24 protein-coding genes are annotated in these 24,410 nt (G+C 61.5%); 15 read left to right on the top strand and 9 right to left on the bottom strand.

Annotated elements, in window-relative coordinates:
* Positions 1-35: 35 nt before the first annotated feature.
* Positions 36-1,241, top strand: coding sequence for a molybdopterin molybdotransferase MoeA (locus ABH15_RS02500; RefSeq protein WP_128692779.1), 1,206 nt, complete (start codon positions 36-38; stop codon positions 1,239-1,241).
* Positions 1,235-2,848 (top strand): molybdenum cofactor synthesis domain-containing protein, encoded by a 1,614-nt coding sequence (locus tag ABH15_RS02495; protein ID WP_128692778.1) that lies wholly within the window; start codon positions 1,235-1,237, stop codon positions 2,846-2,848. The genes ABH15_RS02500 and ABH15_RS02495 overlap by 7 nt, the downstream gene beginning before the upstream one ends.
* Here ABH15_RS02495 and ABH15_RS02490 read toward each other — a convergent pair whose 3' ends face one another.
* Entirely contained in the window at positions 2,849-3,601 is a 753-nt protein-coding gene (locus ABH15_RS02490; RefSeq protein WP_174719409.1) for a hypothetical protein, read from the bottom strand. It abuts the gene before it with no gap.
* 67 nt (positions 3,602-3,668) lie between these two features.
* Entirely contained in the window at positions 3,669-4,499 is an 831-nt protein-coding gene (locus ABH15_RS02485) for an SDH family Clp fold serine proteinase (RefSeq protein WP_128692777.1), read from the bottom strand.
* Positions 4,500-4,612: 113 nt separating this feature from the next.
* On the opposite strand from ABH15_RS02485, the gene ABH15_RS02480 reads away from it, so the two are divergent.
* The 9 genes from ABH15_RS02480 to ABH15_RS02440 all read left to right on the top strand — a co-directional run bounded on the left by ABH15_RS02480 (position 4,613) and on the right by ABH15_RS02440 (position 12,163).
* A complete protein-coding gene (locus tag ABH15_RS02480; RefSeq protein WP_128692776.1) occupies positions 4,613-5,395 on the top strand; it encodes a ribonuclease III family protein in 783 nt (260 codons plus the stop codon).
* A gap of 28 nt (positions 5,396-5,423) precedes the next feature.
* Positions 5,424-6,602 carry a DUF362 domain-containing protein gene (locus ABH15_RS02475; protein ID WP_128692775.1) on the top strand — a complete coding sequence of 393 codons (1,179 nt, stop codon included), beginning with the start codon at positions 5,424-5,426 and terminating at the stop codon, positions 6,600-6,602.
* A gap of 50 nt (positions 6,603-6,652) precedes the next feature.
* A complete protein-coding gene (locus tag ABH15_RS02470; protein WP_128692774.1) occupies positions 6,653-7,006 on the top strand; it encodes an HIT family protein in 354 nt (117 codons plus the stop codon).
* 81 nt (positions 7,007-7,087) lie between these two features.
* Positions 7,088-8,989: an NADH-quinone oxidoreductase subunit 5 family protein gene (locus tag ABH15_RS02465; RefSeq protein WP_128692773.1), complete on the top strand. Its 1,902-nt coding sequence runs from the start codon at positions 7,088-7,090 to the stop codon at positions 8,987-8,989.
* On the top strand, positions 8,986-9,846 hold the full coding sequence (locus tag ABH15_RS02460; RefSeq protein ID WP_128692772.1) for a respiratory chain complex I subunit 1 family protein: 861 nt from the start codon (positions 8,986-8,988) through the stop codon (positions 9,844-9,846). Before ABH15_RS02465 ends, ABH15_RS02460 begins: the two co-directional genes overlap by 4 nt.
* Positions 9,847-9,850: 4 nt before the next feature.
* The gene (locus ABH15_RS02455) at positions 9,851-10,327 is read left to right on the top strand and encodes an NADH-quinone oxidoreductase subunit B family protein (protein WP_128692771.1); all 477 of its coding nucleotides are present in this window, start codon (positions 9,851-9,853) and stop codon (positions 10,325-10,327) included.
* Between the two features lie 3 nt (positions 10,328-10,330).
* On the top strand, positions 10,331-10,708 hold the full coding sequence (locus ABH15_RS02450; RefSeq protein ID WP_128692770.1) for an NADH-quinone oxidoreductase subunit C: 378 nt from the start codon (positions 10,331-10,333) through the stop codon (positions 10,706-10,708).
* On the top strand, positions 10,693-11,772 hold the full coding sequence (locus tag ABH15_RS02445) for a hydrogenase large subunit (protein WP_128692769.1): 1,080 nt from the start codon (positions 10,693-10,695) through the stop codon (positions 11,770-11,772). Before ABH15_RS02450 ends, ABH15_RS02445 begins: the two co-directional genes overlap by 16 nt.
* A 7-nt stretch (positions 11,773-11,779) precedes the next feature.
* Positions 11,780-12,163, top strand: coding sequence for a 4Fe-4S dicluster domain-containing protein (locus ABH15_RS02440; RefSeq protein ID WP_128692768.1), 384 nt, complete (start codon positions 11,780-11,782; stop codon positions 12,161-12,163).
* Between the two features lie 7 nt (positions 12,164-12,170).
* Here ABH15_RS02440 and ABH15_RS02435 read toward each other — a convergent pair whose 3' ends face one another.
* Entirely contained in the window at positions 12,171-13,535 is a 1,365-nt protein-coding gene (locus ABH15_RS02435) for a dihydrolipoyl dehydrogenase family protein (protein ID WP_128692767.1), read from the bottom strand.
* Positions 13,536-13,595: 60 nt separating this feature from the next.
* Positions 13,596-14,369: a hypothetical protein gene (locus ABH15_RS02430; protein ID WP_128692766.1), complete on the bottom strand. Its 774-nt coding sequence runs from the start codon at positions 14,367-14,369 to the stop codon at positions 13,596-13,598.
* Positions 14,370-14,772: 403 nt separating this feature from the next.
* On the opposite strand from ABH15_RS02430, the gene ABH15_RS02425 reads away from it, so the two are divergent.
* Positions 14,773-15,747, top strand: coding sequence for a hypothetical protein (locus ABH15_RS02425; RefSeq protein ID WP_128692765.1), 975 nt, complete (start codon positions 14,773-14,775; stop codon positions 15,745-15,747).
* A 46-nt stretch (positions 15,748-15,793) separates the two neighbouring features.
* On the top strand, positions 15,794-16,345 hold the full coding sequence (locus tag ABH15_RS02420) for a hypothetical protein (protein WP_128692764.1): 552 nt from the start codon (positions 15,794-15,796) through the stop codon (positions 16,343-16,345).
* On the opposite strand, the gene ABH15_RS02415 is transcribed toward ABH15_RS02420, so the two are convergent.
* From ABH15_RS02415 to ABH15_RS02395, 5 genes are all read right to left on the bottom strand, one after another.
* Positions 16,342-18,129 carry an SLC13 family permease gene (locus ABH15_RS02415; protein ID WP_128692763.1) on the bottom strand — a complete coding sequence of 596 codons (1,788 nt, stop codon included), beginning with the start codon at positions 18,127-18,129 and terminating at the stop codon, positions 16,342-16,344. The genes ABH15_RS02420 and ABH15_RS02415 overlap by 4 nt on opposite strands.
* 81 nt (positions 18,130-18,210) lie before the next feature.
* A complete protein-coding gene (locus ABH15_RS02410) occupies positions 18,211-18,789 on the bottom strand; it encodes an HdeD family acid-resistance protein (RefSeq protein WP_128692762.1) in 579 nt (192 codons plus the stop codon).
* Between the two features lie 127 nt (positions 18,790-18,916).
* The gene (locus tag ABH15_RS02405) at positions 18,917-19,525 is read right to left on the bottom strand and encodes a YkgJ family cysteine cluster protein (protein WP_241647981.1); all 609 of its coding nucleotides are present in this window, start codon (positions 19,523-19,525) and stop codon (positions 18,917-18,919) included.
* A gap of 199 nt (positions 19,526-19,724) precedes the next feature.
* Complete coding sequence (locus ABH15_RS02400; protein ID WP_128692760.1) at positions 19,725-20,381, bottom strand: dihydrofolate reductase family protein; 657 nt, start codon at positions 20,379-20,381, stop codon at positions 19,725-19,727.
* Positions 20,382-20,433: 52 nt separating this feature from the next.
* Positions 20,434-21,213, bottom strand: coding sequence for a SagB/ThcOx family dehydrogenase (locus tag ABH15_RS02395; protein ID WP_128692759.1), 780 nt, complete (start codon positions 21,211-21,213; stop codon positions 20,434-20,436).
* Between the two features lie 195 nt (positions 21,214-21,408).
* Between ABH15_RS02395 and ABH15_RS02390 the strand changes: the two genes are divergently transcribed.
* Complete coding sequence (locus tag ABH15_RS02390) at positions 21,409-22,332, top strand: calcium/sodium antiporter (protein ID WP_128692758.1); 924 nt, start codon at positions 21,409-21,411, stop codon at positions 22,330-22,332.
* A 143-nt stretch (positions 22,333-22,475) separates the two neighbouring features.
* Entirely contained in the window at positions 22,476-24,410 is a 1,935-nt protein-coding gene (locus ABH15_RS02385) for a beta-propeller domain-containing protein (protein WP_128692757.1), read from the top strand.

Below are 24,410 nucleotides of genomic sequence, written 5' to 3'. Positions count from 1 at the left end.
TATCAGCCCTCAAAACCTCACCGGAGTCATCGATTATGAGCCAGTTTTTCCGTTTAATTTCTGTCCTGGATGCACTCAATCTGATATCCCGTATTGCTCCGGAGATGGAGACCGAATTTGTCCTGTTGACCGAGGCCCGCGGTAGGGTCCTCTCAGAGGACATTCAGGCAGACATCAACATTCCCGGCTTTGACCGTTCGGTTAAAGATGGCTATGCGGTGATCGCACAGGACACCAATCAGGCAACCGAATCAGCTCCTGTTGTCCTCACGTCCATTCAGCGGGTCTCCATGGGGCAGAAGGGGCGCGGAACGATTCGGAGGGGGGAGTGCGCCTACGTCCCGACGGGCGGCATGCTGCCCCGCGGCGCCGATGCCGTTGTGATGGGCGAATACTGCCAGAATCTCGGAGATAAAATCCTGGTGACACGGCCTGTCGCACCGGGTGAAGATGTCCTCTGCCAGGATGAAGACTTCAGGAAGGGTGAAGGCGTGCTCACCGCTGGAAGGCTCCTGAAAGTGCAGGACATCGGGATGCTTGCCGCAGTAGGGGCACTCCTCGTGCCGGTCAGACTGCGACCGACGATCGGGATAATCTCAACCGGCATCGAACTGGTTTCCCCGGACAGGACACCTGCCTTCGGAGAGGTCAGAGACGTCAACACCTATCTCTGCGGCGCTTTCGTCGAAGACAGGGGCGGCATTCCAAAGTACTACGGCATCGTCAAGGACGACCCCGGGGAACTCCGGGCGGCACTTGAGAAGGCAGTTGCCGAATGCGATGCAGTGCTGGTTTCCGGCGGCAGTTCGAAGGATGACCGGGATATCACCGCCAAGGTCATTGCCGGGCTTGGAGAGGTTTTTGCCCACGGTATTGCACTCGCACCCGGCAAACCGACGATCATCGGTCGCATCGGGAAGACCCCCGTTATCGGCGTTCCCGGTCATCCGGCAGCCACATTCGTCGTGCTCACGCTGCTCGGCGGTCACCTGATGAATGCACTGACCCGGTGCCTGACGAGCAGAGAGTCGACCAGAAAAGTCAGGCTGTCCCGGAATATACCGTCCGAAAGGGGCAGGGAAGAGTACGTCCGTGTCAAGATTCTCGGGAAAGAGGCCGTCCCGCTCTTCGGAAAGTCAGGCCTCCTCAATACGCTCGTCCAGAGCGACGGCATCGTCAGGATCGGCCCGGCCTCAGAAGGGCTCGATACCACCGACGAGGTCGAGGTTCATTTATGGTGAGGAGGTACCCCCTCCTCCCTCTGCAAGAAGCAGTATCGCTGGTCACCGATTCATTCCCGAAACCCGACAGGAACGAGAATATCCCGGTTCTCAAATCGGTCGGGAGAGTGACCTATCAGCCGGTCTTCTCCCCCCTTACCCTGCCCGGTGTGAACGTCGCAGTTAGGGACGGCATAGCGGTTAAGAGCAGCGACACGTCCGGAGCGGGCGCTCACTGTCCGGTAACGATAAGCGATGCTCTCCGGGTCAGTACCGGCAGCGGCGTGCCGCCCGAATACGACGCAGTCATCAAAATCGAGGATATCGGGCAGGACGGGAATCCGGGAGAATGGAGTGTCCGGCAGACCGCCCGTCCATGGCAGTATATCAGAAGATGCGGAGAAGATGTCCGTGCAGGGGCGAGACTTCTCCCTGCCGGTCACCGGATCACGTCCTGTGAGATCGGTGCGCTCACGACCTGCGGCATCACGGAGATCACCGTCGATGCCGTCAGGGTCGGCCTCATTCCCACCGGCAACGAGCTCGTTCCCCCGGGCACGCTCCCGGAGCCGGGGCAGGTGATCGAGAGCAATATTACCGCAGCATCCGTATGGCTCGCCGAAACCGGGGCAACTCCCACCCGCTATCCCATCGTCCGGGACGACCCCGACCTGCTCCAAAGAGCTATCGAAACCGGCGCCAGAGAAAGCGATCTCGTCCTGATCTCGGCAGGATCGTCGACAGGGATACGGGATTTCACGGCGAGCGCGATAGCCGGACTCGGAGAGGTGCTGGCCCATGGCATTGCAGTGAAACCGGGGAGGCCGGCAATAATCGGGAGGGTGAACGATACACCCGTGATCGGGCTACCGGGAAGTCCGACGGCGGCACTGACGATCCAGCGGGAGATCGTCATGCCGCTGCTGGCCTCCTGGGGGTTCAGAGCCCGGCCCGCCGGAAGAGTCCATGCCCGGCTCGCCCATCCGCTCACATCAAAACCCGGGTGCGATGAGTTCATTCAGCTGATGGTCACACGGGTCGACGGTCAGTACATTGCCCACCCCCCTGTCCGGGGCACGGGAATGCAGATGGCCGCTCTTCAGGCGAACGGCTATCTGCGCATCCCCGCTGCCGTCGACAAGCTCGCCGCGGGGACGGAGGTAGACGCCCGCCTGACGGAACCGGAGGAGGCCGTCAACCGCTCCCTGCTCATTGCGGGTTCCCGCGACCAGGCACTCGACCATCTCGCCGATCTGATGCAGCGACAGGACACCCGGCTTCGCGTAAACGAGATCGATGAACGGAGAGCAGTCCTCTTACTCCGGAATGCAGCCTGCCATGCCGTTGCAGTCCGAACTCCCTTCCGGAGCCCGGATGGCGACGCACTCCTCCGGGAACACTTCTCTCCCGGAGATCTGACCCTGATCTGCATCGCAGGCGCACAGAATCTGCATCGTATCCCCCTGACAGAAGAACGGTACGAACTGGCGGTCAGAACTGCCGATCTGGAGGACGAACGACTGGACAGGCTCATCCGCACGATATCCTCACCGGCGTTCAGAAAAATCCTCACCGAAGCGGGCGGATACGATACAACCGAGACCGGACGCCTCCGGCATCCGGTATAATCACCTGCCGCTCTCCGGCTCGCGGGATGCCTCGCATACCCGGGTGAGCGCATCTATTCTCTTCGTAAAAGCCTCCCGGCGGTCAAAAAACTCCCGGGAGAGGAGGAATATCCGTGCGGCATCGCCCATCCCGCGGTGAGGCGCGAGGCACCCCTGGAACGCCGCCGGGATCGGGTACTCGAAATGCGCCGAGGCGATAACGCCGTCGCCCGTCCGGAAGTCGACGAGGCGGGACACACGGTCGAGCGAGAAAACGTCGCGCAGGGACATCTGCCGTTTGATCTCCCGCTGGAGGTCGACAAGCGTATAGCTCTCAACCGGGATACCGGCTTCGCGAAACGCCATCTTCTCCATATCGGCCGCAAAGACGACCAGCCTCGAGACCTGCCCGCTGTCGAGGAGCCCGACCATAAAGGCACGGAGATCATCAAACGCCGCCCGGGAGATCGTTTGAGCGGAGACCGTCCTCTCCGGTGAGAGGCGGAAGTAGTGGTCGTAGGGTTTCCCGTAGACACCTTCGCCGGTATTCGCGACCGACGTCGAGACGCCGACGGTGCGCCCGCAGTCATCGGCGACCTTCTTCCAGATCTCGACGTCAATCCCGTACCGGAACACGTCTCCGGCGTACCTGACGGAATCATCCTCCCGGCGGTGGACGACCACACCGATCTCGATCGGCATGATCACGGCTCGTGCCGTCCCGTAGACATAACCGAACTCGAGATCCAGGTATGCAGTGTCACCGGATATCATTACACCTCCCGGCGACGGGATACATACTGTCAGACCTCGTACAGGTAAAAGATTCCGGACAGATCCCTTAGCGCCGATCACCCTTCTTCCGGTACGGCACCGGGAGGTACTCGACCGCGGAACGCCCCGGCATCGCCTGCGGGTAGAGGTCCATCAGCCGGAATATCTCCTCCGGCATCGTGCAGGAGACCGGAAGCCCTATCCCAACGGCCTCACGGCAGGTGATCGGGTAGTCGTGCGTCCAGATCCCACCGGTCAGAGCCTCGGCTATCCGCGCTCTGCTCTCCGGATCTACCGTTCCCGCAAGCATGGTGCGAACGAACTCCTGCATCTGCCCGCTGGCTTTTCCGGCGATATCCGCGAGGATGAGTGTCTCGTCGTCGACCTCATTGACATCTTTGATGCGGGCCGCATACAGGATCGACGCCGCAGGATACCGCCCGATGATCGGATCGACCGGTCCGAGGACAGCGTTTTCGTCCATCACCACCCGGGAGGCTGCAAGGCAAAGCAGTGTCCCTCCGGACATCGCGTAGTGGGGGACGAAGACCGTTACCTGGGCGGGATGCCGTTTGAGCGCCATGGCGATCTGTTCTGCCGGGAGCACGAGACCGCCCGGCGTGTGGACGACGAGATCGATCGGCATGGTCGCCGGAGTGAGCCTGATAGCCCGCAGAATATCCTCGGCATCGGGAATAGTGATATAGCGGACGAGGGGAATGCCGAGAAGCGCCACACGCTCCTGCCGGTGGATCAGGGTGATCACCCGGGTCGTCCGCATCTCTTCGATCGTCCGGATCATCCTGATACGCCGGATCCGGGTGATGAGACGCCCGGCGATGGGCAGAACCAGGATGATGACGGCAACCACCACGAGCACCGTCCAGACATCGACCATACTCCCCGCTCTCCGGAGCGTCCGGTAGACCCCCGGCGTGAAGAGTCTTTCCCCCGAAAGAAGGGACGGGTATAAGTGAGCATAGCGCGGACATTCTTCATCACAATCCGCCTATGAAGTTCCCAACGCTCCCGATCAGACTGAAGGTTCCCTCCTTTCTGCGACGGCACCGCGAAGAGATACCCCTCCCGCCGGCTCAGGGCCGCGAGGAGGAACTCCGCCGCCTCCTCGCCGCCCCGCCGTTCAACCTCGAGATAGCAGATGCCGGGGAGCTCATGCTCTACGACCGGGCGCTGACGCACCGGTCTTACGTCGAAGGGGCACGGTATCGACGTTCCGCCACCGGAGACAACGAGCGGCTCGAGTTTCTCGGCAATTACGTCCTCGACTTCGTCATCGCCGATCATCTTTACTCCCGCTACAATCTCCCCCCGGGAGAACTGAACAGACGGCTTCAGGTGACCGGGAACGCCAATCTCGCGGAGATCGCTCTCTCCCGTAATCTCGGCATCGATGGAGCGCTCCGGCGCCGGGGTCAGGTTCTCACCGACGCCATCATCGCCGACGCATTCGAGGCACTCCTCGGCGCGATCTATCTCGACCGCGGCATGGAGACGGTGCGGACGGTCATCCTCGCGATCTTTGCGGAAGAGATCGAGCGGTTCGACCTCACCAGGAACTATAAAGGAAGACTCCAGGAGCTTGCGGCCTCGCGAAAACTCGGCGCCGTCGATTACGAGTATCGGCAGACCGGGCCTGAAAACGCCGCCACCTGGACTGCACAGGTGCTGCTCGGCGGGGAGGTCTGCGGCACGGGAACCGACAGCACCAAGCAGGGCGCCGCCACGGTTGCGGCGGAGGATGCCCTCGCCCGGCTCGGCGAGGGGAGAAGATAAGAGCAGCGGCGTCCTACAGGAAGCGAGTATGGCAGCAGCAGAGATGCCGGTATCGATCGTCCGCTGTGACGGATACCGCCGTGACGAGGTCAGGAAGGCGGTGCGGGAAGCGATCGGGCTTATCGGCGGGGTGGGCATCTTCGCCTCGCCGGGCGAGACCGTCCTCGTGAAGCCGAATATGCTGCAGGGGTCCGACCCCGGACGATGCGTCACCACCCACCCTGAGGTCGTCTTCGCCGTTGCGGAGCTCCTCGCCGAGCACGGGTGCCGGGTGATGATCGCCGACAGCCCTGGAGCCGGGATCGTCTACTCCGAAGGAAACCTTCGCCGGGCCTATGCCGCATCGGGATTCACTGCCGTCGCTGAAGAGCTCGGGATAGACCTCAACCTCGACCCCGGCCACGAGGAGGTTCCTTTCCCGGGCGGCGAGGTGATGAAGCGCTTCTCGATCATCACCCCGGCACTAAAGGCCGATGCGATCGTGGTCGTCTCGAAGGCCAAGACGCATATGTGGACGCGGATGAGCGGGGCGGCGAAGAACCTCTTCGGCCTGATACCGGGCTTTGAAAAACCCGCCTTCCACTTCCGGTTCAGGGACGAAGCGCAGTTTGGAAGGATGCTCGTCGATCTCAACGAGCTCGTAAAGCCCCGTCTCCAGATCATGGACGCGGTCGTGGGGATGGAGGGCGACGGCCCCCAATCGGGGACGCCACGGAAGATCGGCGCCGTTCTCGCGAGCGGCAGTTATACGGCCATGGACGTGGTGCTCGCCCGCCTCATCGGATACGACCCCCTCGAGATCGGGTCGATCCGGGACGCCGCGAACCGTGGGCTTATCGATCCGGACTTCGCCGGCATCGTGACACGGGGTGTCCCGCCGGACGAGATAGCCGTACCCGACTTTAAAAAACCGTCCACCTATGCGGGGAGCGGAACCGGGATCTGGCGGCGGGCGCTCCTCGCAGTCGTCCAGCGGTTCGGAGCGGCCTACGCCCTCTCACCAAAGGTCGATGAAACCCGGTGCACCGGGTGCCGGAAGTGCGAACGGATCTGCCCGATGAGCGCCATAACGGTGCGGGATGGCAGGGCGGTCATCGACCTTGCGAAATGCATCCGCTGCTACTGCTGCCATGAGATGTGCACCGAGGAAGCGATCGCACTCGAGCGGAGCAGGATCGGAAGGCTCATCGCCGGACTGCTCGGGTGACAGGAAAGTCGGGAAAAGAGTGATATCGGATCGGTGCAGGAGTGGAGAGCATGGCATGCCCCTTCTGTAACCCCGACCCGGCGGTTATCGTGGCGAAGAACGATCTCGCCTATGCCCGCTACGACATCCACCCGGTGAACCCCGGACACCTCCTCCTCATCCCGTTCCGGCACGTGGCAAGCGCTTTTGAGACGACCGACGCGGAGCGGTTGGCCATCGGGCAGCTCGCCGAGGACTGTAAGGCTATCGTCGAGCGTGACCAGAGCCCCGACGGCTACAATATCGGTGTCAATATCGGCGAGGTTGCCGGGCAGGCAATTATGCACACCCACGTTCACTTCATCCCGCGTTACCGGGGCGATACATCCCACCCGGACGGCGGAGTCAGGCACGTAAAAGGGTAAGGCCGTACAGGCCAAAGACCGGAGTGTGATTTAGAATGATTAATAATGTAGGTCTGATATAGTCCCTATCGAGGAACACTTGTGGAGACGCTGCTTTTTCTGATACTCTTTCCCGCCGTCATCGCCGTCGGGATGTTGCTCGCGAACCAGAAAAAAGTCAGGTTCGCGATGGTCACTGCCGCCGCTGTGGTCATCGCCGCCGCATCGGTCCTTCTGCTCGCCGTCTACGGAATGCAGGATCTGATACTCTTTGCCATCCCGTCAGAGCCGGTGAGCCGGATACTGGTGATCATCGAACTCGGCCTCGCCGCTTATATCGCCTACCTCGGTCTCCGGTTCAGGAACTACCTGGCGATCGCCCTCATTGCGGTGCAGACCGCCCTGATCGTCGCCTTCGAGTTCCTGTACGCAGGGGACCTCCACCCGGTCAACAACCTCTTCATCGACCAGTTCTCCGTCATCATGGCTCTGATCATCGGGATCATCGGCAGCCTCATCGCGGTCTACGCCCTCCGTTACATGGAGACCTACCACACCGAACACCCCGAAGTGCGCAACCGGCAGCGGTTCTTCTTCTTCGTCATCTTCCTCTTCATCGCCGCGATGTTCGGCCTGGTATTCTCAAACAACCTCCAGTGGATCTTCTTCTTCTGGGAGGTGACCACCATCAGTTCCTTCCTGCTGATCGGGTACTCGGAGACGGACGAAGCGACCCGGAACGCCTTCCGGGCACTTACCATGAACCTGCTCGGCGGGATCGCGTTCGCCGCCGCCCTGATCTACCTCGCCGCGGTCGACCCGGCCGGCCGGATCCTCGAGCTCGACCAGCTCCTCGCCTCCGGGGAGGCGATAGCCCTCATTCCCGCCGTCCTGATAGGGTTTGCCGGGATCACCAAAGCGGCGCTGATGCCCTTCTCCACCTGGCTCCTCGGGGCGATGGTCGCCCCGACACCGGTCTCGGCCCTCCTCCACTCGAGCACGATGGTGAAGGCAGGGGTCTACATCCTGGTGCGGTTCGCCCCGGTCTATGCCGGGACGCTGGCCGGCGTCTCGATAGCGATGGTCGGCGCCGTGACGTTCCTCGTCGCCTCCGCGATAGCCATCTCGCAGAGCGACGCAAAGTCCGTCCTCGCCTACTCGACCGTCGCCAATCTCGGTCTGATCGCCGCCTGCGCCGGAGTGGGGACGCCGATGCTCGTCTGGGCGGCGATCCTGCTGATCATCTTCCACGCCATCTCAAAGTCGCTCCTCTTCCTCTCGGTCGGCACCGTCGAACAACGGATCCACAGCAGGGATATCGAGGATATGGAAGGGCTGATCGTCAGGATGCCGAAGATGGCGGTGATGATGTTCATCGGTATCGCCGGGATGTTCCTCGCACCCTTCGGGATGCTGATCTCGAAATGGGCGGCTATCGAAGGGTTCGTGCAGGCCCCCTACGGCCTCGCCTTCGTCGCCATCCTCGCGTACGGCGGTGCGGTCACGGTCTTCTTCTGGGCGAAGTGGATGGGTAAACTCGTGACGGTCGCCCGGTACCGCACAGTGGTCGAGGATGGTTTCAGACAGGAGCGGTGGGTTCCGCTGTATACGCTCACGACGCTCGTGGCAGCGACCGTTCTCCTCTTCCCGCTCATCTCGTCGACGCTGATAGAGCCGTACGTCTTCTCGATCTACGGCACGACGGCACGCCTCTCACAGGCCAATATCGCCATCATGGCGCTGATGCTCTTCCTGCTCCTCATCCTGCCGATCTCATTCCTGCTCTTCCGAAAGAGCGCCAAACACCTCCCGCCCTACATGAGCGGGAGAACGACTACCCCGGACATGCAATTTCTGGGCTCGATGGGGGTCGCACGGGAGATGACGACGAGGAACTATTACCTGACCGCCTACTTCGGTGAAAAACGGTTGCTGCCGGTCGGAACGGCGCTCTGTACCGGTCTGGTACTGGCATCCTGGCTGCTCGCGGGGGTGGCGGCATGAACGGACTCCTGGGCGCCCTGCTCTTCATCCTCCTCGCTCCCCTGCTCGGCGGGCTCGTCGCCGGAGTAGATCGCATCCTCACCGCGCGGATGCAGGGGCGAGTCGGACCACCGCTGCTGCAGCCCTTCTACGACGTCGGGAAGCTCTTCGAGAAGGAGAACGTCGTGGTCACCACGGCGCAGAACTTCTACGTGCTCGCCTACCTCGCCTTCATCGTCGTATCGGGAGCGCTCTTCTTCGCCGGAGGAGATCTGCTGCTCGTCATCTTCGCCTTCACCCTCGCCCACGTCTTCCTGGTGCTCGGCGCCTACTCGGTCCACTCACCCTACAGCCACATCGGGGCGGAGCGGGAACTGATCCAGATCATGGCCTACGAGCCGATGATCATCCTCGCGGCGGTCGGGCTCTACATGGTCACCGGGAGTTTCTTCACCGGCGAGATCGCCGCATCGACGGTTCCGGTTATACTCTACCTTCCGGGCGTTTTCCTCGGGTTCCTCACTGTCCTGACGATTAAACTGCGAAAATCGCCCTTCGACATCTCGACTTCGCACCATGCGCACCAGGAGATCGTCAAAGGGATCACCACCGAATTCTCCGGCGCAACCCTCGGCCAGATCGAGATAGCCCACTGGTATGAAAACATCTTTCTCCTCGGATTCATCTACCTCTTCTTCGGGTTCAACCCGGTGCTCGGGATAGCGGCGATCGCAATCACCTACTTTGCGGAGATATTCCTCGATAACACCACCGCCCGGCTGCGGTGGCAGGCGGCGCTCCAGAGCGGGTGGGCGGCAGCGGCGATCCTCGGCATTCTGAACCTCGCGATCATCGGATATATTATGGGAGGAGCGTAAAATCATGGCATTCCTGAAGCGATCACCCTGGCTCCTGCACTACGACGCCTCGAGCTGCAACGGCTGTGACATCGAGGTGCTGGCCTGCTTAACACCGCTCTACGACGTGGAGCGGTTCGGGATCATCAATACCGGCAACCCGAAACACGCCGATATTCTGGTGATAACCGGCGGCATCAACGAACTGAACCGGGACATCGTCAGGAACATATACGAGCAGATGCCCGAACCGAAGGTGGTGGTGGCGGTCGGGATATGTGCGACCTCCGGCGGGATATTCCGGGAATGCTACAACATCGTCGGAGGCGTCGATAAGGTTATACCGGTGGATGTCTATGTCCCGGGCTGTGCAGCGCGGCCGGAGTCGATCATCGACGGGATCGTGACGGCACTCGGTATCCTTGAAGAGAAACGACGAACGATGGCCGATAGAACACATGCAAAAGAAGAGATACGAAAGGGAGCAGAAGCAGGGAGCTAAACCATGACTGCGGAAAAACAGACGATACGGGAGATCCCACTCGGGGATCTCGAAAGAAGCGTCCGGGAACTGCACGGGGACGGTTACCGGCTCGTCCAGATCGGGTGCACTGCCATCGAAGAGGCTTACGAGATCAACTACTCGTTCGATAAGGATTTTACGTTCCTGAACCTGCGGGTGACCGTCACCCCGGAGACGGAGGTTCCGAGCATCTCCGGTATCTACTGGGGGGCGTTCATCTATGAGAACGAGATGCACGACCTTTTCGGAATACCGGTGACCGGAATGAACATCGACTTTCACGGAGCGATGATCAGGACGGCACAGAAGCAGCCGTTCAGCGTCACCCGCAAGGGGGAGGGGCCATGCCGGAACGCATAGTCGTGCCCTTCGGCCCGCAGCACCCGGTTCTCCCGGAACCTATCCACCTCGACCTGGTTCTTGAGGACGAGACGGTCGTCGACGTCATCCCCTCCATCGGCTACGTCCACCGCGGTCTCGAACAGCTCGTGACGAAGCGGGAGTATACCGACTTCGTCCATGTTGCGGAGCGTATCTGCGGGATCTGCAGTTTCATGCACGGGCTTGCATACGTACAGGGGATCGAGACGATCATGGACGTCGAGGTGCCTGACCGGGCGCGGTACCTCCGGACGATCTGGTCGGAGTGTTCGCGGCTTCACTCGCACCTCCTCTGGCTCGGGCTCTTTGCCGACGCCATGGGCTTCGAGAGTCTCTTCATGCAGTCCTGGCGGCTCCGGGAGAGCGTGCTCGATGTGCTTGAAGATACCTCCGGCGGGCGCGTCATCCAGGGAACCTGTAAAGTCGGGGGAGTCCGCCGCGACATCGGCAGGGAGAAACTCGATGATATACTCCGCACGCTCGTCCCGTTCGAGCAGCAGTGCCGGAATCTCGGTGACGTCTTCCTCAATGACGAATCGGTCAAAAACCGGCTCCAGGGGCTCGGGATTGTCACAAAAGGCGAGGCATACGACCTCGGCGCAGCAGGCCCGACGCTCCGGGGGAGCGGTGTCCCCATCGATGCCCGGAATCTCGGCTATGCCGCCTACGGAGACCTTGATTTCAAACCGGTGACCGAAAGTGCGGGCGACTGCTACGCCCGATGTGCGGTCAGGGTCGGCGAGCTCTTCACCTCAATCGACCTGATCCGGCAGGCCGCAGAAACTATTCCGGAGGGACCGATTGAAGTGAAAGTGACCGGCACACCCGACGGCGAGTACTTCTCGCGGGTCGAGCAGCCGCGCGGAGAGGTCGTCCACTACATCAGAGGCAACGGTACGAAGCACCTGACCCGCGCCCGGATCCGGACGCCTACGCTGGCGAACCTCCCGCCGCTGGTGAAGATGCTCCCCGGGTGCCAGCTCGCCGACGTCCCGGTGATCGTTCTCTCGATAGACCCGTGCATCAGCTGCACGGAGAGGTGATCGGCGGATGGGATTCTTTACGATGGCAAAGACCGTCCTGCAAAACCTCTTCGGACGGCCGCCCACCCGGCGCTACCCCGCAGTTCCGGCACGGGTCGGACCGATAACCCGTGGACACGTGACGATCGACCCTGCACGGTGCATCTCCTGCGGCCTCTGCATGCGCCGGTGCCCGTCCCAGGCGATACGGGTGGAGCGGGCGGAGAAGGTCTGGGAGATCGATCGCTTCCGCTGCATCGCCTGCGATGCCTGTGTCGAGGCATGCCCGGCAAAGTGCCTCATTATGGAGAGCGGCTATATCGCTCCGGTAACGGAAAAGGAGGTCGAACGGCATCCGATCACCTACGTCAAACCGGAACGGCCGCAAAAGAAGGAAGCGGCGGAGGGTTGAAACCTGCCTACCCGCCTTTTCCTTTGACCATGTAGGTGATCTCGTAGGTGCTCGTCGGGTAGGCATAGATCATCGCATCGTAGGTCAGATCGGCCGCTGTCATACTGTGCCGGATTGCGAGAGCGAAGAGGTTGATGATCTCGCCGGCATTATCCCCGAGAACGTGGGCGCCGAGGATGCGCCCGGTCTTTTTTTCGAGCAGGAGTTTGTAGGCGGCGTGGCGAAGGCCGATCCGTCGGGAGGCATACCACGAGGACATATCGCCGGAGTGAAGATCATATTCAATCCCATTTTTCTTCGCCGTCGCTTCCGAGAGGCCGACCGCGGCGAGAGACGGGATGCTGAAGATAGCGCTCGGGATCGTTGAATAGTCCGCTCTCTTCCGGTTCCCGTTCAGAATGTTATCGACGACGACATGGGCGTCGAGCGTGGCGACGGGTGTCAGCTGGATGCTCTCGTAGTTAGCGTCCCCGGCGACGTAGACGGCCGGATTCGATACACTCTGGAGATACTCATTGACGACGATCCCTTTTTTATCCGTCTCGACGTTGCCTTTCGCAAGGTCGAGATTGTCGATTGCGGAGACTCTGCCGACGCCGTGCACCACCATATCGGCCTCGAAGATCTGCCTGCCTTCCGGCCCTGCCCGGACGATGAGGCCGCCGGGTGCCTTCTCAATCGAATAGAGCGGCATGTTCATCCGGATATCGATCCCCGCCTCGCCCGATGCCGTCACCAGCCGGTCGACGAGATCGGAGTCGAACCTCTTGAGCACCTCGCCGCTCCGCTGGAGGATCGTCACTTCAGCTCCTGCACGGGCGGCGACGTGGGCGAGCTCGAATGAGATGTATCCGCCTCCGATGAAGACGATCCGTTTCGGGAGGCGTTCGAGGTAGAGGAACTCGTCACTGGTGGTCATGAGGTCGGCACCCGGAGTCTGCAATGGTCGGGGTTTGGAACCGGTGGCGATGACGAACTGCTTTGCCCGAAGGGTTTCGCCGCCGACCTCGATTGTCTGCTCGCCGGTGAACCGGGCACATCCGTGGTAAGCATCGATCCCGCGTTGCTCGAACATCTCCTCCTTCCTCGCAGGGACGGGATCGGTGAAGGAGCGCTCGAATCCCACGAGTGCGGGCCAGTCGATCGCTATCCCGCCGATGATACCCTTCCCGTGCAGATCGCCAGCACGGGCGACGACCTCGGCGGCAGCGCCGAGAACTTTCTTCGGGATGCACCCCCAGAGGGCGCACGTGCCCCCGAACTCCCGGTAATCGGCGATGGCAACGCTTTTACCGGCTTTCCGGCAATGGACGGCAATATCCGTCCCCGCAGTGCCCGTCCCAATAACAACCAGATCGTACTCCCACTCCATAATGGCGCCACCATCGGTGCAGCGCCGTATAAACCTTTACCCTGTCCCGGCGCTGCTGCATCAGGTGGCTGCACCGGGAGCTGCAGTCATATCCCGCCCCGCCCGCAGGAGATTGTACTGCTCGAGGAGCGCATGTGCCCGTGACTCAAACACCCCCCCCGCCTCGGCAAGTTCACGGGAGAGGAGAAAGATCCGGGCGGCATCACCGAGAGCCCGGTGGGGTTTGATGAAGTGGCGAAGTCTTCGGGGAACCTTGTATGAGAAGTGCGTCGATGCAATCTCCGTATACGCAGCAGAAAAGTCGATGATCTTTGCGACTTTGTCGAGCGAGAGCTGGTCTTTCATCCGCAGTTGTCGCATGACCGCCTTCTGCAGGTCGACCCGCCCGAATGCATCGAGCGGGAACCCGGCGCGGGAGAAAGCCTTCACCTCCATTCCTTCCGCAAAAAAAGCCAGGGTTTCGATATCGTGCCCGGTGCAGAGATCTTCCATAGCAGATCGAAGATCGGCGAAAGCCTCATTGCAGACCACCTCGGCGTCCCGGATGCGGCGGGCGGATAGCCGGTGGCTCCGGAGGAACGGTTTCTGGTACTCGTTCCGGGCAAGGTTCGCGACAGTTGCCGTGACACCGAGCGTCGCTCCCCGCTCATCGGTGACGTTCCGCCAGAGTTCGACGTCGATATCGTAGGAAAATTTTCTGCCGGCAAAACGGGGGGTATTGGAGGCGGGATCGTAGAGCACCATGCCAAGCTCCACCGGCATAAGCAGGTCGCGGCAGGTACCGTAGACATGGCCAAACTCCATATCGATGAATGCGGTCAGTCCGGAAGTCATGCAGGTCTCCTCGGTGCGGCGGTGATACGAAGCTGCTGTTCATATAGCTCTTCGAGCTGCTACACCAAAAAGATGGCTGCATTATATATACCTTTCGGTCGGGATGAAAGAGAGCTTCTCCGGATAACCCCGAAAAAGAGCTTTCCGGCCGGGAACATCCGGCGTTCAAACGCGGGAGCGGGAAGAGACGTTGGTATCAGTATAACGGATGCCCGCAAGAGTCGGAGAGAATGGGTATGGGAGAAGGCAGGGCTGCAGGGGTTTTCCCGGGACACCATTGCCCCGGCGCAGGCTCACGGGTGAAAATATCGGTGCTGGCGAGCACCTCACCGGTAGGTTCTGCAGATCTCAAAACGGCATGGAAAGGACTTAACAGAGGGGAGAAATATACCCGAATGGCAGTATGACCGGCATATCGCATCTACTCTGCACCGTTTTCGCCGTGCTCCTCACCGCCGGGTGTATCGCATCCCCCTTCGGAACGGTCGGAGACGGAACGGTTTCTGCAACCGGAACCGTCACGTACATCGATCTCGAAAGAGGCTTCTACGGCCTCATCACCGAAAACGGTGAGCGATACCTCCCGCTCAATCTCCCGGACGAACTCGCGGCAGACGGGCTCCCGGTCAGATTTACCGGAGAGATAGAGATCGATATCGTGACGTTCCAGCAGTGGGGACGGCCGATCGAACTCTCGCGGATCAGCGTCGTGGCCGGGACGAACGAGACCATCATCCTCCGGCAGAACGGTATCGGGAGGTATCTCGGTGGAAACGAGTCATCTCCCGGATGGAACGGCACGGACAAGCTCTACCGGATCCTCCGGCAGATCAACGGAACGATCGACTGCCGGGTGACGGATGACCGTATCACCGGACTTCGTGAGCGCGGGACGGTCGTCGAGCTCCGGACAGAGCGGCCCTGGAACGAAACCGAAGCGCCCCCGAACCTGACGGAGGCGCTCTTCGTGCTCCACGAACCGATGGGCGGCGACCTCTCCGGCACCATCCTGCTCCGTGACACGAATACGTCTGGGTACGTCTGCCGGGGTATCAGGGAGGGAAACGGGCTGAACACCTCCTGGGTCAGGACACTTGCAGGTATGACCGGGATCAGCCCCGCGCCGGACGCGGAGAGCCGGAATATAGCGGCGTCATACGTGACCAATCTTACGGAGTACCGCGACTACGCCGGGGAGAATCTCACCCTCATCTGGGCGGCGCAGGGCCCGTGCCCCGACTGTGCCGCCTACACCTACCGGTTCACGATGCAGTCGATGAAAGATCCGGCCGTAACGGACCGGGCGACTGTACAGGTCATCATAGAGAACGGTTCGGTCGTGGACAGCATGCTCGCAGCAGGAAAGAACCCCGTCTGATCGCCGGCGGCAACCTCTATAAAGGCAGAACGGTACCACGACCGTCATGCCACTCGGAAAGAGAGCCCTCCAGGCAGGACTGTTCGGGTGTATCGGACTGCTCCTGATCGCCGGTGCCGGCGCGGCCCAGGCACAGACCGCCGGGATCGAACGGACGACGATCGAGAACACACCCATCCTCGCACGCGGCGATCAGATGACGATATCGGGCATCGCCGCCGGGCAGCCCGATGCCGTCTACGTCTGGGTCTTTGGAACAAACTATCGGTCACTCTCAAACCGCGTCGGCGTGGAAGCGGACGGCACGTACCGCTACGTCCTCGAACGGGCGGTGACGGAAGGTTTCGCTCCCGGCCGCTACTTCGCCGTCGTCCAGCATCCGATGATCGACGGCGTGCAGGACGTCTCCGTCGTCTCGGGCACCACTATCCGTGTACCGGGGAGCACTCCGGTCGACCTTGCCCGCCTCCAGGCGCCGGAGGCCGCAGCTGCGTTGATCGCAGCGCTGAACTCACCGAACAGCGACGACACCTATACCATGATCAGCTTCATGGTCGAAGACCCCTGGATCAGAGTCGACAATGTCACGACCGTTTAGAAGGAGAACAGGTAGACGAGGCCGACGGCAATGATGATGAAGAGCACCGTCAGCGCCCCGCCCGCCCGCAGGTAATCCCGGTTCCGGTAGCCGCCAGGACCCATGAGGAGTGCGTTGACCTGGTGGGTAGGGAGAAGGAAGGAGTTCGAGGTGCAGAGCCCGACCAGGAGGGCAAGACCCCGTGGATCGAGCCCCGGCACGACGGCAACGGCCAGAACGAGCGGCACGAGCAGGACGGTGGCGGCAATGTTCGACATGATCAGCGATAGGAAGGTCGCGAGTACCGCCACGGCGAGGAGAATGACGAGCGGGTGCTGCCCGGCAGTGACCGCGAGGAGCTGATCAGCCACGAACGCTGCCGTGCCGGTCTGGTCCATTGCGATACCGAGCGGGATGAGGCCTGCTATCAGGACGAGCGTCCGCCAGTCGATCGCACGGTACGCCTCCTCGATGGAGACGACGCGGAGCAGCACCATGAAAAGAGCCCCGGAGAGCAGGCTCGTTGCGATCGGGATGCCGGTAAACGTGAGAGCAACGGCTCCTGCAAAGCATGCGACTGCGAGGACTGCTTTTGGCTCGCGAAGGGACGCACCCTCAACAGGCGTGACCAGGACGAAGTTTTTGTTCGTCCCGAGCGCTAAAATCCGCTCCCACCGTCCCAGCACCACCAGGGAATCCCCTGCCTGCAGAGGTTGATCGGCAAGATCCCTCCGCTGCTCACGGGCACCGGAGAGGAGGATCAGGACTTCAAGCCCGTACTTCATCCGGAACTCGAGATCACGCAGCGTCTTTCCGGAGAGGGAGGAGTACGGGCGGACGATCACCTCGGCGAAACCGACGTTCGGGTCGCCCATGACATTTGCCGCGCTCCTTCCCGCTCTGACCCGGCGGAGATCGTAATCACTTAAGAATCGCTCGACATCATCGGTGTTCCCGAGGAGTCCGAGTTCCTGTCCGGCGACGAACCGCGTGTAGCGCCACGGGGTGTAGAGGATGTCTCCGCCTTCTGCGAGGGAGATGAGGTGCAGGTTGTAATCCGATATCAGGTGCACCTCCTCCCGCGTCCTCCCGACGAGGGGGCTTGATACCGGAACGCGGAGATACGAGATGCAGCAGGGAGGGTTCCAGGTACGGATCAGCTCTTCCTGCGGGGTTACCGTTACCTGCCTTCCGTTCTCCGGGAGGAGACGCGAGCCGAAGAGGGCGAAATAAGCAACACCGGCAAGGAGGAGCGGTATACCGATAGGGGTGACGGCGAAGAGACCGAACGGAGCCAGGTCTGCCTGCATGAGGAGATCGTTCACGACGATCAGGGTCCCCGCTCCCACCATGGTGATAGTTCCGCCGAGGATCGCGGCGAATCCGACCGGCATGAGGAGGCGGAATGACGGGATGCCGGTCAGGCGTGAGAGCCGCAGCATCGAGGGGAGAAAGAGGGCCGTGGCGCCGACATTTTGCATGAACGCAGAGAGCCCCCCGGTGACCAGTGAGGCGGTGGCGATGAGGCGTTTTTCTCCGGTGCCGGCGGTACCGAGGATCGATCTGCCGATACGGGTGGTCACCCCCGTCCGGTCGAGCCCGTGACCGAGCACCATTACCGAGAGCATGGCGATGACGGCGGTGCTTGAAAAACCCGAGAGCGCCTGCTCGGGGGTGATCAGCCCGAGCCAGGTGAGACTGAGCGCAGCCAGGACGGCGATCACGTCCACCCTGATGCGTTCGGTGACGAAGAGGAGGATGACCGCACCGATCACCAGCAGGAGAAGAAGGATCTCGAGCTCCATAGTCAGGTCATCCGGAACAGGATGGCCGGGTAAAAAAGGGTGTGGGTATTACCGATCAGGAAGGAAACGAGCCGTACAGACTCACGCCGCGGGCCGACCGGCAGCGGCATCCGCCTGCCCGCGCAGCGAGAGGCCGTGAATGATCCCGATGACGCCGAAGGCGATTGCGTAGATGCCGAGCACCTGCACGAGCACGAGCTCTGCGAGCAGCGGGACGAAGATGATGATCAGGGCGAAGATAATACCGAGAATACCCGAGATCACGAGGAGGATCCTGCTCGCCCAGTCACCGGCGACAGATACCGCCAGGATGAAATCTCCAAGGGCCGCGACGAGCGCCCACGCGGCGATCAGGTACAGGAACGCCACCACCACCACCATCGGCGAGAGCAGCGCGAGAATGCCTAAGCCGAGCCCGAGAATACCGACCAGCAGCAGAAGCCACCGCGGAGTCGGCGGGTGCTCCGACGATGCGCCCATAACGAGCGTGACGACGGCGTTGATGATCACGAAGAACCCGAAGAAGTACACGAGTACCTCGAGCACAAAGCCCGACCAGATAAAGGCGACAAGCCCGAAGAGAACGGCAATAATGCCCCGGATCAGAAACGACAACCATGCCGGGGCCATCGAAGGGGAATCCAGATCATTCTGAGACATTATTTACCATTTTGCCAGATGAGACTTAAGTATATCCGTTTCAGGTTCTTCTCAGAGGTTTAAAGTAAAATTAACCAGTTTTAAAAGAGTTTTTTGGATAAATAGCCCTGTATATTCCACACCCGGGTTAGAACCTGCAGTCGGCGGCGGTTATCCGTACCGTCTCGAAGGAACCACCGGAGAAGACAGAGACCTCCGCCTCCCCGCCCTTCCGGAGGCGCTGCATCTGCATATCGTAAGTTCTTCTGACGTGCCGGAGACCCCTCTCCGCAAAGAGTTTCCGTACCGCTTCGAGGAAGCGGATCTCCTGGGTGAGGAACGCAATCTCGTACTCCTTCGTCTCCCGGAGTATCCGGGCGCACTCAGCGTCGTCGATCGCCGTATGGTAGCATCCATGTTCGTCAAGTCCGCTGATCTGCCGCCAGTCGACGATACCATCTTCGCCTTCCTCGCGATGGAGCATATACGGGTAGACGCTGCAGATGGCGGGGCGGTCACCGTATATCCTGCAGCGGCCGCCGGAGAGGAAGACGCACGAACCATCGGCATCTGTCCGGAGAGCGAACCCGGAGACATAGAATCGGCCGTTCTGGTCGCAGAACTCAAAGTAGGGAGCAGGCACGAGGGCGCCGGGATCGATCGCCCTGATCCTTTCTGCGTCGGCATCGAGGAGGAACACGTGATCGTTATACTCCCGCGTGCAGCACCTCCCGCAGCAGTCGCAGGCAAACCCCACGTCCCGTATAACACCGGTAAACTCGTCGTCCGGGTAGCCGATGACACCCCGGAGCTCTTCTTCGAGCTCGTCTATCCTTGCATCGATCGATCCGTGTCCGATAGCGCTTCACCTCCGGTGCGACCCACTCCCAGAAGGAGAGTGTCCTCTCTAACCGTCGCTCCGGAGACCTGATAGTTTCTTCTCCCGGACGGCGGGATCACCCTACGGTGTAGCGCAGCCAGACGATATCGCCACGCAACTGCCCGACATGCGCCAATCTGCAGGGGATAACCGCATCAGGCGAGACCGGATCGGGTGCGCGGAAGAAGGAGCGTGGTGATATGCCCCCAACGAGTGCCGGATGCACGAGCAGGCTGACCTCGTCGACGAGCCCCTCACGGAGAAGAACGCCGCTCAGAGTACCCCCACTATCGACGCGGAGAGTGGTCACACCGTACCTCCTCTCAAGCTCCCCGAGCGCCGCCCGGAGGTCGACGCGATCGGCTCCGGCAACGATGCAGTCGATCCCCGCCCGCTCGAGGCACTCCAGGTATGCACGCGGCGTGGCATCAGAACAAAGGACGACGATATCCCGCCAGTAGGGAGCCCGCCGCCACCGGTCCCATGCAGCGATCCTCCCCTTGCTGTCCGGAACGACGAGCAGGGGCAGATCGGCTGGCGGAACATCACCCCCCTCTTCCACCGGCGACTCGGGGAAGAGAACTTCTGCCGCGAGCATCGTCTCGCTCCCGGCGAGGACGGCATCGACCTGCCAGTGCGCTGCGCATTCGTAGTACAGTCCGATATCAGCCGAAAACCAGTCGAGCCGCCCGTCGATACTCACGGCGCTGTGCAGGATGGTGTATATTCCCATGAGAAAGCCTCAGATCAGGATTCCGGCGGCGGAGGATTAAACCCTCCCGGAATCACTCCGGCGCTCCCGCCGTATGCTTTCCCACGGTGGCACAGTAGATGGCGAACTGCTCTTCACCGTCGATACCGAGAATCTCATTGAGCATCTCGTCGCGGAACGCCGCGATAGCACAGGTGCCACAGCCGACGGCCTCCCCGGCAAGGTAGAGGTTCTGGCAGACATGCCCGGCATCGAGATGCAGGTAGCGGTAGCCCCGCTCACCGTAACGCCAGATCATCCGGTACGGGACTGCCGTCCAGATGAACGTGACGGCGCTCGCCGTGATCTGCGGCTGATTGAAACAGGCCTCCGCGACCCGCTCGGCGACCCCGGCTTCGGCCGTCTCCTCGACGAGCCGGTGTTCGAGGGCAAGATACCGGTAAAGACCGCTCCTGACGCCCTCCACGCGGTTGATCAACAGGTAGGTCTCAAAGGCATGCCGTGCACCAGCGGAGGGAACCATCCGGAGGGTATAGTAGCCCCGGACGACCCGGCGAACCCCCTGCGTTGCCCAGAGGAGAAAGGCAAGTTCTTCAAGGGTCATCGGCTGCTCCGCGTACGACCTGACGCTCTCCCGCCGGGCTACGGCATCGCGGAGGGTGATAGCCGGAGCGGGGAGAGATTCGACCGGCGGGAGAGCGATCGTTTCCCGTTCCCGGCCGTAGGGTTTTTCGAGCGGCGGCGGCGGATGCCCCCGGGTCTGATCTGAGGGAGAGAGATACTCGTACCTCGTCTGGTCCATAAATGACCGCCCCGCTCCCGGGATAACCTGAAGGTTCCTGCGATACACCATGATGACCGGGATGAGGCAGCCGCCTCATAAAAAGGTATCTCCCGATCGGGCACCCGGTGACCCGGCCTTTTGGAGAGCGGGCACGGCGCTGCCCAAAGAACCGACCCAAACCCGGGCACCGGCGTGCATGCGGAGAATTTCACAACATATTAGTCGCACCCGCCCCCACGCTCCTCCGACATTCCGGATAATGCTATGATAGTAACCGTCATCATCTTCTGTATCGGCCTTGCACTCCTGGTCAAGGGAGCCGACGCCTTCGTCGCCGGGGGCGGCGGCCTTGCCATTCGCCACCGTGTATCGCCGGCGTTGATCGGGTTTACCATCATCGCCTTCGGCACCTCACTGCCTGAGCTCGTGGTGAGTTTCAACGCCGCAGCCACCGGGAACGGCGCAATCGCCCTCGGCAACGTTCTCGGGAGCAACGTCGCGAATATCGCGCTGGTGCTCGCGCTCTGCACGCTCATCAAACCCGAGATGATGCTGGCGACCCCGCAGTCGCGTGCAGGCCTCATCAGGCATACCGGGCTTATGCTCATCGCGACCGTTGTCTTCGCCGTTCTCGCGCTCCGGGGTGTTCTGGATGCACTCAGCGCCCTCGTGCTCCTCGCCGTCTTTGCAGGCACTCTCGTCATCCTCTGGAGGGAGCGAAAAGAGGAAGAAGGCGAAGCGATCGAGACACACGGGAAGAGAGATATCCTCTTCATCGCTCTCGGGCTCGCCGCCGTCGTCATCGGGTCGCAGCTCGTGCTGATGGGGGCGCTCGATATCGCCGCTGCGTTCGGCATCCCCGCGTTCGTGGTCGGCATGAGTATGGTTGCTTTCGGCACGTCGCTCCCCGAACTCGCCACCTCGCTCATCGCCGCCGTGCGGAACCAGGGAGCGATCTCGGTCGGGAATATCCTCGGGAGCAATATCTTCAACCTTCTCCTCGTCCTCGGCCTGAGCGCGCTCGTAACCCCGATAGCCGTCGGGTCGTTCACGGACGTCCTCATCGTCATCCTCTTTTCGGCAGGTATCCTCCCGCTGATCCTCGGGTCGCGACGCACGATCCGTGCCTGGTCGCTGGTGCTCCTCGCCGGGTACGTCACCTACATCGCCTGGCTTTTTGCCGCCTGAACGGATAACGGGTTCACCGGGAAGGAGAGAAAAACTCCTTTTCTGCGGCGGCAGGCAGCGAATACTACGAAAAAAATCGGAGCTTACGCAAATGAGATAATCCCGTATGCCAATCTCCCTCTCACCGGATTGAGGTGGAGCACATGGCGGGACAACGGGAAAGGCTGGTTATTGCCATCGGGATTCTGGTGGTCGCGGCGATCATCGGAAGCGCACTGGTTACGGAGGCATCGGGTCAGGAAACGCTCGGCGAGCTGAAGAAATTTTCATCGCCCGAGGAACTCCGTGACTACCTCAAAGAACATGCGACGGGTAGTCGCCCCGGCGGAGGCCAGTACACCGGGGTGCCGGACGGGGCTGCCCGCGATGAAACGACGACCGGGGCGCCGGTACCGGCCTCGACAGGAGCGCCCGCGGCCGCACCGGGCACCGGGGCAGGCGACTACTCCACGACCAATATCCAGGTGGCAGGGGTGGACGAGCCGGACTTCATCAAGAACGACGGGAAGTACATATACGTAATTACCGGTGATACGCTCGTGATCGTGGACGCCTATCCTGCGAAGGATGCAGGGGTAGTATCCGAGACCCGCATCGACGGCCGGCCACAGGAGCTCTTCCTCGACGGCGACCGCCTGGTGATCATCGCGTCGCAGCGGGACGAGATCATGGTCACGCCGGAACGGAGCGTCGCCCCCGTCCCGGTCACGCGGGAGGTGACCCATGCGCACGTCTACTCCGTCCGGGACAGGACAGAGCCCGAAGAGCTCCGCGAGGTCGCATTCACCGGCTCGTACTCCGGTGCGCGAATGATCGGCAGCACCGTCTACCTGATCACGAGCGAGTACGTGCCCTGGTACGGCGGCGAACCGCTCCTCCCGGAGGTCACGACGGAGAACGGCAGCACCTTCCTCCCTGACGTCTACTACCCGGATATCCCATGGAATACCTACACCTACCACACCATCAGTTCCTTCGCGATGGACAGCGGCGATACGCCGGATGCCGAGACATTCCTCCTCGGGTACGGCAGCACGCTCTACGCCTCGCAGAAGAACATCTACCTGAGCTACCCAAAGCCGACAGAACCAGCCTATAGAAGCGTCCCCGTAGACGACATTCTGCCGCCGGACGACGAGCCCGAAGGAACGGTCGTCTACCGGTTCGCCGTCGGAGACGGGGCGATCGAGTACGAGGGCATGGGCGAGGTGCCCGGCCATCTCTTAAACCAGTTCTCGATGGACGAGTACGACGGATACCTCCGGGTGGCGACCACGGTCGAGGGGTGGACCGACCGGGGCTCCTACCAGTACAGCACCGTCTCCGTTCTCGACGAAGGCATGGAGACCGTCGGCGAACTCGGGAATATCGCTCCCGGGGAACGGATCTATGCGACGCGCTTCGTCGATGACCGGCTCTACATGGTGACATTCAAGCGGGTCGACCCCCTCTTCGTCATCGACCTTGAAGAGCCGGAGAATCCGGGCATTCTCGGCGAACTGAAGATCCCTGGCTACTCGGATTACCTCCACCCGTACGACGAAGACCATATCATCGGCATCGGCAAAGAGACCGGTGAGAACGACTGGGGCGGCATCTCGGTCGGCGGCGTGAAGCTCGCTCTCTTCAACGTTTCGGACGTCAACAACCCGGAACTTGTCGACTCGGTTGAGATAGGCGAGGCAGGCACCGACTCCGAGGCGCTCCACGACCACAAGGCCTTCCTCTTCGCGAAGTCAAAGAACCTCCTCGTCATCCCGATCAGCGAGGTGCGCCGGGTGAACAACACCGGCGGGAGATACGACTCTTACAGCCTGAAGACCTGGCAGGGGGTCTACGTCTACGGCGTGAACCCGTCCACGGGGTTCACCCTCCGGGGCACCGTCACGCAGAACGGAAGCGATATACCGTACGCCTGGAACACCCCCGACGCCGTGCAACGGTCGCTTTACATGGATAGTGTCCTCTACACGGTCTCGCAGAAGCGGATCGTCATGAGCAGCCTTCCCGATCTCACCGAGCCGCTCGGTGAGGTAGGCCTCCCATACCGGGAGGCCTACCCGCGGTACTGGTACTGA

It is taken from the genome of Methanoculleus taiwanensis, from assembly GCF_004102725.1.
In the GTDB taxonomy this organism is placed as follows: domain Archaea; phylum Halobacteriota; class Methanomicrobia; order Methanomicrobiales; family Methanoculleaceae; genus Methanoculleus_A; species Methanoculleus_A taiwanensis.
This window is presented reverse-complemented; position numbering and strand designations above follow the sequence as displayed.

Excerpts from the sequence above, each read along its gene's own strand:
- ABH15_RS02450 (WP_128692770.1), top strand. The coding sequence starts at position 10,331 with ATGACTGCGGAAAAACAGACGATACGGGAGATCCCACTCGGGGATCTC.
- ABH15_RS02480 (WP_128692776.1), top strand. The coding sequence starts at position 4,613 with ATGAAGTTCCCAACGCTCCCGATCAGACTGAAGGTTCCCTCCTTTCTG.
- ABH15_RS02485 (WP_128692777.1), bottom strand. The coding sequence starts at position 4,499 with ATGGTCGATGTCTGGACGGTGCTCGTGGTGGTTGCCGTCATCATCCTG.
- ABH15_RS02390 (WP_128692758.1), top strand. The coding sequence starts at position 21,409 with ATGATAGTAACCGTCATCATCTTCTGTATCGGCCTTGCACTCCTGGTC.
- ABH15_RS02385 (WP_128692757.1), top strand. The coding sequence starts at position 22,476 with ATGGCGGGACAACGGGAAAGGCTGGTTATTGCCATCGGGATTCTGGTG.
- ABH15_RS02420 (WP_128692764.1), top strand. The coding sequence starts at position 15,794 with ATGCCACTCGGAAAGAGAGCCCTCCAGGCAGGACTGTTCGGGTGTATC.
- ABH15_RS02440 (WP_128692768.1), top strand. The coding sequence starts at position 11,780 with ATGGGATTCTTTACGATGGCAAAGACCGTCCTGCAAAACCTCTTCGGA.
- ABH15_RS02490 (WP_174719409.1), bottom strand. The coding sequence starts at position 3,601 with ATGATATCCGGTGACACTGCATACCTGGATCTCGAGTTCGGTTATGTC.
- ABH15_RS02495 (WP_128692778.1), top strand. The coding sequence starts at position 1,235 with ATGGTGAGGAGGTACCCCCTCCTCCCTCTGCAAGAAGCAGTATCGCTG.
- ABH15_RS02500 (WP_128692779.1), top strand. The coding sequence starts at position 36 with ATGAGCCAGTTTTTCCGTTTAATTTCTGTCCTGGATGCACTCAATCTG.
- ABH15_RS02425 (WP_128692765.1), top strand. The coding sequence starts at position 14,773 with ATGACCGGCATATCGCATCTACTCTGCACCGTTTTCGCCGTGCTCCTC.
- ABH15_RS02470 (WP_128692774.1), top strand. The coding sequence starts at position 6,653 with ATGGCATGCCCCTTCTGTAACCCCGACCCGGCGGTTATCGTGGCGAAG.
- ABH15_RS02435 (WP_128692767.1), bottom strand. The coding sequence starts at position 13,535 with ATGGAGTGGGAGTACGATCTGGTTGTTATTGGGACGGGCACTGCGGGG.
- ABH15_RS02430 (WP_128692766.1), bottom strand. The coding sequence starts at position 14,369 with ATGACTTCCGGACTGACCGCATTCATCGATATGGAGTTTGGCCATGTC.
- ABH15_RS02415 (WP_128692763.1), bottom strand. The coding sequence starts at position 18,129 with ATGGAGCTCGAGATCCTTCTTCTCCTGCTGGTGATCGGTGCGGTCATC.
- ABH15_RS02445 (WP_128692769.1), top strand. The coding sequence starts at position 10,693 with ATGCCGGAACGCATAGTCGTGCCCTTCGGCCCGCAGCACCCGGTTCTC.
- ABH15_RS02475 (WP_128692775.1), top strand. The coding sequence starts at position 5,424 with ATGGCAGCAGCAGAGATGCCGGTATCGATCGTCCGCTGTGACGGATAC.
- ABH15_RS02410 (WP_128692762.1), bottom strand. The coding sequence starts at position 18,789 with ATGTCTCAGAATGATCTGGATTCCCCTTCGATGGCCCCGGCATGGTTG.
- ABH15_RS02455 (WP_128692771.1), top strand. The coding sequence starts at position 9,851 with ATGGCATTCCTGAAGCGATCACCCTGGCTCCTGCACTACGACGCCTCG.
- ABH15_RS02460 (WP_128692772.1), top strand. The coding sequence starts at position 8,986 with ATGAACGGACTCCTGGGCGCCCTGCTCTTCATCCTCCTCGCTCCCCTG.
- ABH15_RS02400 (WP_128692760.1), bottom strand. The coding sequence starts at position 20,381 with ATGGGAATATACACCATCCTGCACAGCGCCGTGAGTATCGACGGGCGG.
- ABH15_RS02395 (WP_128692759.1), bottom strand. The coding sequence starts at position 21,213 with ATGGTGTATCGCAGGAACCTTCAGGTTATCCCGGGAGCGGGGCGGTCA.